We start from the raw sequence: 14,841 nt of genomic DNA on the forward strand, positions 1-14,841 counted from the left end.
CGCCTATCCGCAGAACGGTATTCTGCAACCACGCGCACTTCGCCGGTGCGATGATGTCGTCGGATAACGGGGCTTTATTCACCGTATCCGCCGGGCCGCGGCATAATGAATTGCCGTATTGAGGCGCGTCGACTCATCGGCATCGGGCGATGGCGTAGCTAATTAATCCTCTGCGAAAATAAAAGGACTCCGTGCGCCCTTTTATGGGATTTTTCTGAAAGACTTGGTCTGACGAATAAATATATCAGAAGGATGCGATGAATTAGTCTATTTCTTATTTTATAAATCTTTCCTTCTGTTTTTATTGAGGAAATCAGCGGTTTTATTGTATTTAATAACCCTTCTCAAGGGCGATTCCTACGTTTTATCGGCATTCATTGCTTGGAGTTGAAATTCTAATTATATGATTTTTCTTGTCTTTTAATTATTGTCGTAACATAAAGTGCGAACTGTGTAATTATCTGGCATTTGATATTTTCTAAGCTATCTACATAGGCTACTCTAAATGTAAGGGTATTAAAATGCACCGCCGAGAGGGAGGCAAACGATTTATCAACGGATGCCAGGATATGCTTTCTTTTGACTGCTTAGTTGCACAACGTCAGGATGGATATTGGTCAAGATGAAAGAGACAGGAAAAGCCTTCACCAGGGAAAAGCTTTATAAGAATTATACCAATAACGTCACAAGGAGGATGTCTACCCAAAAAGAAGTATCTCTTTGTCAATCAATTATAAAAGGTTCATCGTTTTTCACATTCTAATCCTAATTGCATGATTGCGGCAGCGCTTTGTTTTTCATTTTAATGGATAAAAGCCCAATGAGCAGGTTGTCTGAGGGTGGGTTTTGTTAGGGCATGGATGTCATTATGAGTTACCAGCATAGTATCGTGGTCGAGCTAGTTAATTTGATCGAGATGAATATACAGCATGATCTCTCGATAGAAAAGTTATCGGATTTGTCTGGTTATTCGAAATGGCACTTGCAAAGAATGTTTCAGCGTTATACGGGAATGAAAATAGCGACGTATATCAGAAATAGGCGTCTGAGCAAGTCTGCCGTCATGCTCAAACAGTCTGATTTAAAAGTATTGGAAGTGGCTACTGCTATCGGCTTTAGCTCCCAGCAGGCTTTTAGCCGCGCCTTTCAACGCTTTTTCGGTGAAAGCCCAAAGGACTTTAGAACGAGCCAGGAATGGGACTTTTCCAAACATCTCCCTCCCTTTTTAATACAAAATCCGTCAGCATATCATTTTATCGAAATGCCCAAGAACATATACCTGCTTAAGGGATATAAGTTTTTTCTCTATCATTCGATGAATGCTTCCAGCTCTGGAGGAGAGGAACGACAGAAATACGGCAGCCGCACAGGGAAAAATACCGATACGTCAATGCGCACGGTAAAGTTGGCTTCATCCGGTTGGGAAGTAACGCTCAGCAAAGGGTACTACGAGACACGCAATCTGACGTTGATAAGAGGGCAGTATTTATTGTTCGAGTTTAACGGCAGGTTGAACGAATATCTGGTTTTTTTTGACAGCATCTATGACGCCTATCTTCCTTTGCTTGGCGTGCGAATAAGAAACGGCTTTTTAATTGAGTTGCATAAAGAAAAGAATTTTCAATACGCGGAAATTAACGTCAAGGTGTTGATTTATATTGGCAAGTCTTGACGCTCTTCGGGCAGTAAAACAGAGGGATTATCCCAAGGAAAAGGAGGTGCTTATCAGGGTGATTAATTAGCGCTCGGGCTGTTGCCGTTTTTATCTCTATCTATTTTAATTTTAAAAGGAAGTCAGTTATGACTGGTTCTAGTTTGAACACGTTCCCTGTGGGCTATGAGTATGTCAATTTTGTTAATTGGTCAAAAGAAATCTCCGGCAATCATATTCTGACCTGCTATCCACAAAATACGGATGAGCTCTTGGCCGTAATTAACTGGGCGCATGAGAATAAATATTGCGTGCGTCCGGTTGGCATCAAGCACAACTGGTCCCCGCTCGTTATTGCAAACGGGGAGGATAACAGCAATGTCGTGCTGATCGACCTCACCAGGAAATTCAAAAACATCTCAATCAATAAAGTGGGAGAGCATGGATACGTCACCGCGCAAACGGGGGTGACAATGCAGGCTTTGCTCACTGAATTAGAAAAAAAGAAACTCGGCTTTTACGCGACGCCGGCGCCTGGCGATCTGACCCTGGGCGGCGTGCTCGCCATCGGCGGCCATGGAACCTGCATCCCGGCAAAAGATGAGCCTCTGGCTGAGTTTGCCAGCTTTGGTTCCGTGAGCAATAGCGTGGTGTCGCTAAAAGCTGTCGTCTGGGATCAGGCGCGGTCGAAGTATGAATTAAAGGAGTTTACGCGTGATAATGCGGAGAGCTCGGCATTCCTGGTGCATGTCGGCCGGGCTTTTATCAGCGAAGTGACGCTGCAGGTGCCGCGCAACCGGCGTTTACGCTGTCAAAGTTATGTTAATGTCACTGCGGCGGATCTTTTTTCCACTGCGAGCACGACAAAAAATACCTTCAGCCATTTCTTGGATCTGTGCGGGCGCGTTGAAGTCATCTGGTTCCCGTTCACGGAAAAACCATGGCTGAAAGTGTGGAAGCAAGAAGACAGCTTCCCAAAAGTGTCAAAACCGGTTAATGGTCCATTTAACTATCCGTTCTCGGATAATTTGCCGGTTAAAATTTCCGATATCATTAAAAAAATCAATAATGGCCACCCGGAGCTGACCCCGACACTCGGCAAGGCGCAGATGGAGTTGGTCAGCATTGGTTTAGGGGCCACCGTGTCGGCGGATCTGTGGGGGTGGAGCAAGGATCTGCTGTTGTATGTGAAGCCGACAACGCTGCGCGTGACGGCCAATGGTTACGCGATAATCACGAAGCGGAGCAATATTCAAAACGTATTGCACGATTTCACAAAAAAATATGAAGACATGGTGGCCGATTACCAGCGCAAGAATTCATTTCCGATGAATGGCCCGATTGAAATTCGCGTCACCGGATTGGACAGTGCAAAAGAGAGCGCGGTGGCCAATGCCATTGCTCCCGATCTTTCGGCTATTCGTCCCGTTGAATTCCATCCGGAATGGGATGTCGCGATCTGGTTGGATATTCTGACCATGCCCGATACGCCGGATGCCAATAAATTCTACAGTGAAATGGAAAAATGGATTTTTAGCCACTATGCGGGCGACTATGCGACGGTTCGCGTAGAGTGGAGTAAAGGCTGGGGTTATACGTCACAGGCCGCGTGGCAGGATAAAACCGTACTCGAAGAAAACATTCCGCGCAGCTTTAATGCCGGGGCAGGGAACAATGACAGTTGGAATCATGCCTGCAACGTGCTGAATAAGTACGATCCGCACAACGTGTTCTCCTCTCCATTGACCAAAGCGGTTTTCAAACAGAAGAGTTAGTGAGTGCGTAATTGAAATAACCACCTGATTGGGCAGGTGGTTAGCATCATTAACCTTTCAGAGGGAGCCGCTTGTTTTCAAGCACCCCATTCTTTCTCGTAATGATATTCGATACGGCTTGCATCCCCGCCCAGCAGGGAGCCTACGGCTGCAACGCTTTTAAATGCTGCATAGCCAAGCGAGTCCGCGACATTATGAACGGCGCCCAAGCCAAAACCGATCGCGTTGAACCCTTGGCCTACGGAAGAGATCAATCGGGTATTAAGCGCATCATTGGCCAATTTTACGGTATCAATGATAACATCGCCGGCAAATCCTGATACAAAGCTTGCCGTATCGGAAATAATCCCCGCACCAGAAACGATTTCGATCTCTGCAGTATTTAGCTCTTTCATAGTAAATCCTTTCAACTTTATCCCTATACCTCAGGAACGAAACGTAAAGCGTTTCGCCGCTTAATTCTCGCAGCCTCTGTGAATGACGGCTTGATGAGAATACGCTTAGATTAAAGAGGTCGGCGTTGAAATATGCAACTCATAACGCCGTCGCTAATATTAGGGTCGCACTTTTTGTGACGTTTCAGCAGTTTTGTGTTTTTTTAAGATTATTATTACTTGTGGGTTTTGCCAACAAAGACTAAATCTAAATAAGCGCCGTGTTGGGCCAGGGAAAAGATAAAAATGAACGGTGTCGTTATATATGGAGAGGTCAGAATTTGTTTAGGGAAGAGGCCTTATCGCACAGTCGTTCTAAATGGGCAGGAAAAGCATTGTTAATTGCAGGGTTGCCGGCCTGGGTCATCGCGGGCATTTCACTTTCATTCGTTTCTGTGCTGATCATTTTCGTGACCTATGGCGGTTATACCCGGCGTATCAGCGTGGGCGGAGAGGTCACGACGCTGCCAAGATCGGTCAATATATTTGCTACTCAGCAGGGATTCATTGCACAACGCTTTGTCAATGTGGGCGATCAGGTAAAAAAAGGGCAGCATCTTTATCAGATAGACGTCAGCAGGGTGACGGATTCCGGCACCGTCAGCGCAAGCACGCGGCAGGCGATAGAAAATCAACTGGCGCAGGTCGATAGCATCATCGCCAAATTGGAGGCGAACAAGAAAACGACCCTGGTCAATCTGCAAGCGCAGATTGACCAATATAAACTGGCGCACAGCCAGTCCAAACAGATGGTCGAGAATTCACGCAACGGCGTTAACTTCATGCGCGAAACCATGAAAAATTACGATGAGTATCGCAGTAAGGGGCTCATTAATCGGGATCAGCTGAATAACCAGGTTTACCTCTACTATCAGCAGCAGAGTACGTTCCACAGTCTCTATAACCAAAGCATTCAAGAGTCTTTGCAGATAACTAACCTGAATAGCGATCTCGCGACAAGAGCGTCCGATTTCGATAATCAAATCTCACAATATCAATTTCAGCGCAATGATCTCCTGCGGCAGCTGGCCGAAGCGGACGCCAGCGGCTCGTTGATTGTCAATGCGCCGGCGGACGGGCGCGTTGAATCGCTCAGCGTGACGCCTGGGCAAATGGTCAATACGGGAGACAGCCTGGCGCAATTAATCCCCAGTAATCATGCCATCTATTATTTGGTTTTATGGTTGCCCAACAGCAGCGTGCCTTACGTGAGCCGAGGCGATCACATCAACGTTCGCTATGACGCCTTCCCGTATGAAAAATTTGGTCAGTTTCCCGGCGTGATCGAAAGCATCGCTTATGTTCCCGCATCGATTCAGGAAATGTCCACTTACAGCAGTTCGCCAACTCGACAATCGGCTGAACTGGTTGAGTCGTACTACAAAGTGCTGGTGGCTATCGATAACACGCAATTCGGCTATCAGGGAAAGAAGCTGAACCTTTCAAGCGGCATGAAGGCGCAAGCCACGCTTTTCCTGGAGAAAAGACCCATCTACCAATGGATGTTCGCGCCATTTTATGACATGAAAAACAGTGTGTCGGGGCCACTTCGTGAATAAAGTTTATGAGAATATCGTTGGCAAGCTGAACCTGTCGCTCAGAAGAAAAGTGCCGCAGGTCTTGCAAACGGAGGCCGCCGAATGCGGGCTGGCCAGTTTAGCGATGGTGTGCGGCTATTACGGCATGCACATCGATATGCTGTCGATGCGCCAGAAGTTTGATATCTCGGCCCGCGGCGCCACCCTGAGCTCGCTGATCGCGATCGCCGAGAATCTCAATTTGAAAACGCGGGCTCTATCCTTGAGCCTGGATGAGATTCACCAGGTGAAAAGGCCCTGCATATTGCACTGGGATATGAATCACTTTGTGGTCCTGGTCAACATTCGCGGTGGGCGGATAACCCTGCACGATCCGGCATTTGGCCGCCGGGTTATCGGCCTGCAGGAGTTTTCCCTTCATTTTACCGGAATCGCTTTAGAGGTATGGCCAAGCAGTGAATTCACGCCTGTGGTGCAGAAAAATCGCCTGCACTTTAGGAAACTGCTCAGCAATGTCACCGGTCTTAAAAGCGCGCTGGTAAAAATTTTCGCTCTGTCGCTGGTCATTGAGGCCGTCAACCTGCTGATGCCCGTCGGGACTCAGTTGGTGATGGACCACGTCATCCAGGCCGGCGACCATAATTTATTGGTCATTATTTGCGTCGGTTTACTGTTTTTTATCTTGTTCCGCACCTGCGTTTCGATGTTTCGCTCGTGGATCTCCATCGTGATGGGCGCGCTGATCGATATACAGTGGAAATCAGGGCTGTTTGATCATCTGATGAAGCTCCCGCTTGCCTATTTTGAAAAGCGCAAGCTGGGTGATATTCAATCGCGCTTTGGCTCGTTGGACGCCATTCGCACCACGTTTACCACCAGTATCGTTTCCAGCATCATTGATGGCATCATGTCGGTCGGTGTATTTATCATGATGTTCATGTACGGTGGCTGGCTGGTGTGGGTAGCCTCCGGCTTTACGGTCTTATATGTTCTGCTGCGCCTTTCGACCTATCGCTATTATCGGCAAGCGTCCGAGGAGCAATTGGTGAAGTCGGCGAAAGCCAGCTCACATTTTATGGAGACGCTGTACAGCATCGCGACGCTGAAGTCGTTGGGGTTGGCGGGAACGCGTTCGCAATTCTGGTTAAATTTAAATATCGATACGGCAAACGCCAATATTCGGGTGACGAAGCTCGATATGTTCTTTGGCGGCGTGAATGCGTTTCTTGCGGCCTGCGATCAAATCGTTATCTTGTGGTTGGGCGCGTCTTTAGTGATCGACAGTCAAATGACATTAGGCATGTTTGTCGCTTTTAATGCCTATCGGGGGCAATTCTCCGATCGCGCGTCAAATCTTATCGATATGGTCATTCGGCTGCGAATGCTGAATTTGCATAATGAAAGGCTGGCGGACATCGTGCTTTCTACGACAGAGGAAGAAAAGCCCTATCGCAAGATATGCAATTCCAACGAGGCGGTGACTTTTGAAGTGCGCGATCTGCTTTATCAATATGATAGCCTTTCGCGCCCAGTGATCCCCGGACTCAGCCTGCAGATCGCGGCGGGAGAAAGCGTGGCGATCGTCGGGCCTTCAGGCGTCGGCAAAACCACGTTGATGAAGCTGATGTGCGGGCTGTTGGAACCGACGGAAGGGCGTTTGTTTATCAACGGCATTAACATTCATGATATCGGCATTAATAATTATCGGGAGTGCATCGCATGTGTATTGCAAGAAGATAAACTGCTTGCCGGTTCAATTGCCGAGAACATATGCAGTTTTGATGCTCATCCCGATACGGAATTTATCGTTGAATGCGCCAAGCATTGCAATATTCACGACGATATTATGAAAATGCCGATGGGATATGAAACGTTGGTGGGCGAATTGGGGGGGAGCCTTTCCGGCGGGCAAAAACAGCGGGTGCTTATCGCCCGCGCGTTATATCGAAGGCCCAGTATTCTGTTTATGGACGAAGCCACCAGTCATTTGGATCTGGACAATGAAAAAAGGGTGAACGAAGCCATATCCTCGTTGAAAATGACCCGCGTTATCATTGCTCATCGGCCATCGACGATTGCATCGGCAGATCGGGTAATTACTTTGCAGCCTGTAAATGCAATGGCGTAATTGTTTGATGAAATATAAAATTTTATATTTATTTCATCTTTAATTAAGATTTTCGTTATTGAGTTAATTTATCGAGCACCTTATACCTAAAGCGTGAACCGACGGTTCATAAAAAGCAGTCTTTTTTAATTGATTCTTTTTAGTGAATGGAGATGAAAAATGAGAGAATTAAACTCAACAGAAGTTCAGCAGGTGAACGGCGCAACGATTGGCCTGGGTCTGGCTATTATCGGCAAGGTTGTTAACAGCTGGGGAAACGCGTGGAATAATGCCTGGGGCGGTTGCACGCCAAAACCGCCGGTATGTAAACCTGAGCCGCCGGTCTGCAAACCAGAACCGCCTAAATGCGATTAATCGTATTTAGATAACGCCACGTAAAATGCGGCAGGCTTAATGTTTTATTCATTGAGCCTGTCTTATTGCTGGCGGATAACCTGCGCCATCTGTGTAGTTAACTTGCCCCCCACTGCGTCAACAGCGCATGCAGCCTGGCCGGTTCCAGCGGCTTGCGCAGCACCAGATAGCCTTCCTGCTCGGCCTCTTGCAGAACTTGCGAATTGAACTCGCCGCTGACCATGGCGCCACTCACGTCCGGCAGGCGTTCGAACAACGCTTTGAGGATGTCGAAACCGCTCTCGCCGGAGCGCAGGCGTTGATCGCACAGCACGGCGAACGGCGTAAAGCCGTCGTCGACGATGGCGAAGGCTTCCTCGGCGGAGGCCGCGCAGCGCACGGTGATGCCCCAGGTGCTCATCAGGCTTTCCCAGGCGGAGGTCACCAAAGGATCGTCGTCCACCACCAGGCAGGATCCCCGCAGCGGCGCGTAGCGGGTGGGCGTGGCGGTGTTGTCGTACGTCGCCGCGCTCTCCGGCGCTTTGTCTTCGCCGAGGTATTGCGCAAAGCGCATCCAGAAGCGCGAGCCTTTGCCCTCGACGGAGTGCATGCCGTACTTCACCTTCATCAGCTTGGCGCAGCGCGCTACCACTGCCAACCCCAGCCCGTGCCCGGCGCTGTCTATCTTCCACGCCAGCTCGGGGCGGTAGTAAGGGGAGAAGATTTTGCTTTTCTCTTCGTCGGCGATGCCTACGCCGGTATCCCACACTTCCACCAGGCACTCGGCGCCGCGCGGGCGGATGGCGATCAGTACGCCGCCCCGTTGCGTGTAGCGCAGGGCATTTTGGATCAGATTGATCAGCGATTGCCGCACCAGCAGCGGATCGCCCATCACGCTGATGCGCCGCCTGGGCCGCCAGGTGCGCAGCGCAAGCGAGCGGCTGTTGGCCTCTTCGCGGAACAGGGTGATCACTGAGTCGAGCAGTGCGCCGATATCCACATGGGTGGCGGCGGTGCGCACGTTGCCGGATTCGATCTTGCTGAGATCAAGCAGCGAATTGAACATCAGATGCACTGAGCGCACGCTCTGCTGCAGATCCAGCAGCTGCGGCGTCAGGCTGTCGTCCCGGTTTTTGTGGATGATGGCTTCGATCAGAAAACCCATGGCGTGCACCGGTTGGCGCAGATCATGGCTGGCGGTGGTCAGGAACTGGTTCTTGTCCAACAGCGCCTGTTCCGCCTCTTCTTTGGCCTGGCGGAACTGCTCCGCCAGGCGCGAACTTTGCTCTTCGAGCAGCGCTTGCTGAATAAAGAACGCATGTGAGGTTAACGCGTGGCGATAAATGGCGAAGCCGTACAGCAAGTTCAGCATCAGCACGATGAACATCACGTCTTCCAGCCGCCAAATGATACCGAGGTTCAGCAGCCCCCAGGAGGCGAAGAAAAAACGCGTAAAGGTGCTGATGACGGGCGTAAGATGCGTTGCGTTGGCGGCGACGATCGCGGCGATGCTGATATTGAGCAGCAGGAAAAAGTCAAAGTTATGGGTCTGCGGGGTAATTAAATAGAGTGAGGAGATCCCCAGCCCGTGAATAAAGGCCACCTTATTAATGCGCGGCAGCCAGCGGCGCAGCACGGTGTCTTCATCATTTTCTTTGGCCTCGCGCAGGTAGCGCCGATGCCATATTCTGATCGCCACGGCGCATAGCAGGTAAACCATGATCCAGGCAATGGTTGGGCCAAGTTCATCCCCCAGCAAATAAATCCAGATGGCGAAAGGGATGCCGACGAAAGGTACGGCGGTAAAGCTGAACACCAATCGCATGAAGGTGTTGTCCAGCAGGCGGATCTGCGCGCGTGGTGAGATGCCATCATTTTGTAAATTCTGGAAAAACCTCATTGCGACGGCTCCCGTTTGCCGTGCAACAGCGTAATGGCTTCGACCCGGCTGTTGACGCCGATCTTTTTCAAAATATTGCTGATGTGTTCTTTGACGGTGGGTTCGGAAATAGACAGCTGCGCGGCGATCCTTTTATTGGGCAGGCCGCGCATCATCATATTTAATACGTCAATTTGTCGTGGGGTTAAATTAAATTTTTTTAAATGCTCGTGGTTGCTTTTAACGGCGAATTCATTCCCGTCAGGAAACCATTCCTGATTATCGTTCAGCGCAAAGACCGCCTTGGCGAATAATTCAGGAGGTTCGTTTTTTAATACAAACCCATGCCCGCCGGCAGTGTGCACTTTCTGCCAGATATCGTTATTCTCGTCGCCGCTAACCACCAAGATCCGCACCTGAGGATAAAGTTGCTTTACTTCTTTGAGTAATTTCAACGCCGTACCGGAAGAGAGCCAAAAATCGATCACCAGTAAACGCGGCGGGCCATTTTCCCTAATATGACGGTAGCAATTCTCTTCTGTGGTCACCACATGCGCCTGTTTGAATCGGCAATGCGTGCTGAGAAAATTAGCGATGCCGCTTGCTACCAATGGATGGTCATCAACGACCAACGCATAATCCTGCCCCAAAGGATTCTCCTTTCGCCTTCAAATATCAGATAGGTCTGATGAGTTATTATCAACCCTCCCTACTTTAGGAGGGTTTTTTCGTTTAGGAAAGGGAAATATATTATTCGAGGATTTGGATAAGAGAAAACATAAAGCCAATCGGTAATTTTAACTGATTGGTTATAAAGGATAATTTATGAAGAAACCACTTATCGCTTTAACCGTTACGATGATGATAGCCGGTTGTTCCACCCTGAAAACCGATCAGGCCATTCCGCTGCTGCAGGCGGAAACCGCTAAAATGCTGGGCCTGGGTTCATCGGACGAAATTACCGTGACCAATGTCAATGGCGCGCAGCCGGATGCGCTGGGCGGCCAAAAACTTTCTTATCGCGCCACCACGGAAAAAGGCCGAATTTTCGATTGTTCATCGCTGATGATGCCGGGAATTTTAGGCTCCTCGCCGTCGCTGAGCGCGCCGACCTGTACACCGGTAGTCACCCATAAATAATTCGCTTTGGAGGCGGTATTGCCGCTTCCTGGTTTTCCATCGTCGGAGCGCCAGCGCCGGGGGGCAATAAGCTTTTGCTTCGACGATCAATAAACCTGCGTGCGCGGAATAACGCCTCATACCTCCTCTAGCGCATTGAGTTTTCTTATAACAATACATTCCGCGACATCACGCTAACGAGTACGGAGATAGCCCGTGAATGACACGACATCGCATTCTTTAGCGGTTAAAACACCGCTTTCCAAACTTTACCTCGCTCTATTTTCCGCGCCGCTGTTGATGCTGGCGCCCGCCGATATCGCTCGCGCAGACGATGCCATTTTTGACGGCGACTCAAAAATTACCGAATCATTGGCCTACACCGGGGACGTTTACGTCGGCCGTAACCAAAGCGGCAACCTGCTGATCGAGAATGGCAAGATCAGCGCCTATAACATCAATATCGGCCGGATGTTCAACGGCCAAATTCATGACAGCGTAGTCACGGTCCGCGGGCCGAACGCCGAGCTGAATGCGGTGAACGATCAGTTCGTGCTGCGCGGCGGCCTCAATCTGGGGCGGGGCACTTTGCGGGTTGAAGACGGTGCGCTGGCCAGCGCGAAAGAGATCGTGGTCGGCACCACCCGTGGCTATGACAGCCACCTTATCGCCACCGGCGCCGGTTCTCGCGTTACCAGCAATTTTCTCAGCGTCGGCACCGATCTGGGGGCACGTTCCACGCTGGCGATTGAAGACGGCGCGGTGCTGAACACTGCCTTTGACGCACGCATCGGCAATGGCAGCGGGCCGGGTGAGACCGATACGCTGAGCCCGAAAGCCACGGTCAAGGGGGACAATTCCCAGTGGAACGTCGGCCGTGCGCTCACGCTCTACGGCGATCTGGACGTGCTGAACGGCGCTGCGGTCAACGTCGGTAATATTCAGGTGGCGGGCGTCTCGGGCGCGCGTAAAACTGCCGAGCTGACGATCGCCGGCAACGGCTCACGGTTTACCAGCGGCAGCAGCGTCAACGTCGGCGATTACGGCAACGGCGTGTTGGCGGTCATGGACGGCGGGACATTCTCCGCCGGCGGCAACGAAGTGGTGCTGGGCAAGACCGGTTCCGGCTCGAACCGCGGCGCGCTGATTATCGGCAGCCGCGGCAATATGGACACCGGCACCGGGTTAACCGAACCGACGCTCGGCGCGGCGGGCGCTGCAGGCACTATCGATGCCCAGACGGCGATCGCCCTGCGAGGCGGATTGTTCCGCAGCTATGTGTACTTTAACCATACCGACGGCAATTACGTTTTCAGCAACAAGATGAGCGGCGAAGGCGAGGTGATCAACAGCGCCGGGCACACGACGCTGAACGGCGATCTCTCTGAGCTGCAGGCGAACGTCACCGCGCGCGGCGGCAAGCTCATCATCGCCAGCGACATCAATACCCAGAAAGAAGACGACATCTTCGAGATCCAAACCCTCGGCGCCGAGAACGGCGGCACGCTGATCCTTAACGCGACGGCGGGCACCGACGTCAATAACGGGCTGGGCTACAGCAGCGCCGCGTCGATCAAGGCCGGCGGCACGCTGGGCGGCAACGGCACGCTGGGCCAGACCGAGATCCAGTCCGGCGGCCATATCTCGCCCGGCGACGGCAATATCGGCACGCTGACGCTGAAACGCTACCTGAACTTTATCGGCGAATCATTCTATGACGTCGATATCGCCGGCGACGGCCGCAGCGATCAACTGCTGGTGGCGGGCAAAACCACCATCAGCGATCGGGCCAAGGTGCAGGTTACGGCGCTGGATCCACAAACCAGCTATAAAACCGGCCAAAGCTACCGCATTCTGACCTCGGACGGCGGCATTGACGGCCAGTTCGCGTCGGCGGTCTCCAAGTCTGCCTTCCTCGATGTGGCGTTAAAACACAGCGCCAACGCCGTGGATCTGACCATCGCGCAGAAAGACACCGGCGGTGAAAACCCGGGCGGTGAGAATCCGGGTGGGGAAAATCCAGGTGGTGAGAATCCGGGCGGAGAAAACCCTGGCGGTGAGAATCCAGGGGGCGAGAATCCGGGCGGAGAAAACCCAGGTGGGGAAAATCCGGGGGGCGAGAATCCAGGCAGCGGCAAGCCGGGCATTTTCCAAACGGTGGCCGAGAGCGGCAACCAGTGGAATACCGCCGGCGCGCTCTCCACGCTGGCGCAGCGCGGTCCTTCACTGGCGCTGTACAACTCGCTGCTGCTGCTGAGCGCGCCGGAAGCGCGCGAGGCGTTCAATCAGCTGTCCGGCGAAGTCTATCCGTCGATGCAGTCTAACCTGATCGCCGGCAGCACCCAGCTGTTCAACGTGCTGAACCAGCGCATGCTGCGCCTGTTCGACAATGACAGTCTGCCGGTACCGCCGTTGGCGATGTCGCTGGTGCAACCGGCGCAGGCGCAAAACAGCGGCGTCTGGGGCCAGACCTTCAGTTCCTGGGGCAGGAACAGCGGCAACGGCAACGTGGGCAAGCTGGATGGCAACACCACCGGCTTCCTGTTGGGGGCGGATCGCAAGCTGGCGGACCATAACGTGCGCATCGGCGGTTACTTCGGTTACAGCCGCGGCGATTATGACGTCGACAGCCGCCGCTCCAAGGCCGATACCGACAACTACCACCTCGGCCTGTATGCGGCCGGGCAACAGGATGCGTTCTCGCTGCGCGGCGCGCTGGGTTACACCTGGCACAAGATTGAAGGCAAGCGCAACGTCGATTTCAGCGGCTTCTCGGATCGGCTGAAGTCGGATTATGACGCGAACTCGCTGCTGGCATTCACCGAAGCGGGTTACCGTTTCGGCCAGCCGGAGATGAACGTCGAACCGTTCATCAACCTGAGCTACATCCGCCTGCATACCGACAGCTTCCAGGAGTCGGGTGGCGCGGCGGCGCTGAGCGTGCGCAATGAAACGATGGACACCTTCTACTCCACGCTCGGGGTGCGCGGCGTGACTGAACTGCCGAAGAACGTCAGCCTTTACGGCTCGCTCGGCTGGCAACATGCCTACGGCGATAAGAACACCTCATCGCGCATGGCGTTTGCCGGCAGCGACGCGTTCGTCACTCAGGGCCAGGCCGTGGATGACAACGTGATGGTGGGCGATATCGGCGTGAGCGTGAAGCTGTCGCGCGCTGCGACGCTGGATGTTGGCTATCAGGGGCAATTCGGCGCCGATACCCGCGTCAATTCGGTCAACGCCAACCTGCGCTGGTCGTTCTGATTTTTCCTCTAGACTTCTCTGGTACTTGCAGGCCCGCTTGATGCGGGCCTTTTTTATGGTGGGCATTAAGTTTCCCGTGAGCCTGCGTAAGGGGGCGCTAAGACATTTCCCGATATGAGCAGGGCGGGATTGTCTGTATGATTAATGCTCTTCTTGGTATGGGCAAGGGACTGATTTTCCAATGCGTGAATTGACAAGGCCGTTAACGATTTTCACCAATAAGAAGCCTTTTAACGACCGTTTTGCGGATGATATGCAATATGGCGATATGGATGAACGTACACTTAAGCAACGGTATCGCTTGGGGCAAGTATCAACGTTTATCGATTGGAGTACTTATAAATCGCCCTATGATCATCCGGCAACGCGAAATATTCCGGCAGCAGGAAAAGAAAAGGCGGTTGCCATGCTTTTTGATGAGCTGAGAGCTGCATCGAGATACTTTTCTTTTACTGGCGTTTATCAAGGCTTGATAGTTAAGCTCTTCAATCACATGCAGGGCAATAACGGAACTGACTTTCAAGATGTTCAAATGGATTTAGCCTATAAAAGGCTGATACTGAGCGATAAATCAGAAAATAGTACGCTAATTCGAATTAAAAGTGTTCTCGACACCTTTGACTTTAACTCATATCGGCTGAATAAAGAGGCATTTGCTCTTCAGTTATCACAGAGCCGTTTGCCAAAGTATGTTCGCTGGGGAGACTGCATAAGATAAAT

The 14,841-nt window shown here is 51.7% G+C and carries 11 protein-coding genes; 8 read left to right on the plus strand and 3 right to left on the minus strand.

Annotation, left to right across the window (positions count from 1 at the left end; all coding sequences use genetic code 11):
* Nucleotides 1-868: 868 nt before the first annotated feature.
* Together ACUTQY_RS21025 and ACUTQY_RS21030 are read left to right on the plus strand one after the other, a co-directional pair.
* Nucleotides 869-1,672 (plus strand): helix-turn-helix domain-containing protein, encoded by an 804-nt coding sequence (locus tag ACUTQY_RS21025; RefSeq protein WP_033644341.1) that lies wholly within the window; start codon nt 869-871, stop codon nt 1,670-1,672.
* Between the two features lie 128 nt (nt 1,673-1,800).
* A complete protein-coding gene (locus ACUTQY_RS21030) occupies nt 1,801-3,426 on the plus strand; it encodes a cholesterol oxidase substrate-binding domain-containing protein (protein ID WP_046687646.1) in 1,626 nt (541 codons plus the stop codon).
* Between the two features lie 77 nt (nt 3,427-3,503).
* Here ACUTQY_RS21030 and ACUTQY_RS21035 read toward each other — a convergent pair whose 3' ends face one another.
* Nucleotides 3,504-3,821, minus strand: coding sequence for a hypothetical protein (locus ACUTQY_RS21035; RefSeq protein ID WP_079007635.1), 318 nt, complete (start codon nt 3,819-3,821; stop codon nt 3,504-3,506).
* Nucleotides 3,822-4,141: 320 nt separating this feature from the next.
* Here ACUTQY_RS21035 and ACUTQY_RS21040 point away from each other — a divergent pair, with 320 nt between their 5' ends.
* From ACUTQY_RS21040 to ACUTQY_RS21050, 3 genes are all read left to right on the plus strand, one after another.
* A complete protein-coding gene (locus tag ACUTQY_RS21040; protein ID WP_033644082.1) occupies nt 4,142-5,419 on the plus strand; it encodes an HlyD family secretion protein in 1,278 nt (425 codons plus the stop codon).
* Nucleotides 5,412-7,526: a peptidase domain-containing ABC transporter gene (locus ACUTQY_RS21045; protein ID WP_046687645.1), complete on the plus strand. Its 2,115-nt coding sequence runs from the start codon at nt 5,412-5,414 to the stop codon at nt 7,524-7,526. The genes ACUTQY_RS21040 and ACUTQY_RS21045 overlap by 8 nt, the downstream gene beginning before the upstream one ends.
* Before the next feature lie 159 nt (nt 7,527-7,685).
* A complete protein-coding gene (locus tag ACUTQY_RS21050; protein WP_127897174.1) occupies nt 7,686-7,880 on the plus strand; it encodes a hypothetical protein in 195 nt (64 codons plus the stop codon).
* 97 nt (nt 7,881-7,977) lie between these two features.
* Here ACUTQY_RS21050 and ACUTQY_RS21055 read toward each other — a convergent pair whose 3' ends face one another.
* Together ACUTQY_RS21055 and ACUTQY_RS21060 are read right to left on the minus strand one after the other, a co-directional pair.
* On the minus strand, nt 7,978-9,759 hold the full coding sequence (locus ACUTQY_RS21055; protein ID WP_033644080.1) for a hybrid sensor histidine kinase/response regulator: 1,782 nt from the start codon (nt 9,757-9,759) through the stop codon (nt 7,978-7,980).
* The gene (locus tag ACUTQY_RS21060) at nt 9,756-10,388 is read right to left on the minus strand and encodes a response regulator transcription factor (RefSeq protein WP_033644079.1); all 633 of its coding nucleotides are present in this window, start codon (nt 10,386-10,388) and stop codon (nt 9,756-9,758) included. The genes ACUTQY_RS21055 and ACUTQY_RS21060 overlap by 4 nt, the downstream gene beginning before the upstream one ends.
* Before the next feature lie 175 nt (nt 10,389-10,563).
* On the opposite strand from ACUTQY_RS21060, the gene ACUTQY_RS21065 reads away from it, so the two are divergent.
* From ACUTQY_RS21065 to ACUTQY_RS21075, 3 genes are all read left to right on the plus strand, one after another.
* Nucleotides 10,564-10,878 (plus strand): hypothetical protein, encoded by a 315-nt coding sequence (locus ACUTQY_RS21065; protein ID WP_025303891.1) that lies wholly within the window; start codon nt 10,564-10,566, stop codon nt 10,876-10,878.
* A 195-nt stretch (nt 10,879-11,073) separates the two neighbouring features.
* Nucleotides 11,074-14,121, plus strand: a complete 3,048-nt coding sequence (locus tag ACUTQY_RS21070) for an autotransporter family protein (RefSeq protein ID WP_033644078.1) — start codon at nt 11,074-11,076, stop codon at nt 14,119-14,121.
* Between the two features lie 181 nt (nt 14,122-14,302).
* The gene (locus ACUTQY_RS21075) at nt 14,303-14,839 is read left to right on the plus strand and encodes a DUF3289 family protein (RefSeq protein WP_229597903.1); all 537 of its coding nucleotides are present in this window, start codon (nt 14,303-14,305) and stop codon (nt 14,837-14,839) included.
* Nucleotides 14,840-14,841 lie beyond the last annotated feature (2 nt).

The sequence above is a fragment of the Serratia sp. TSA_130.1 genome, from assembly GCF_052691795.1.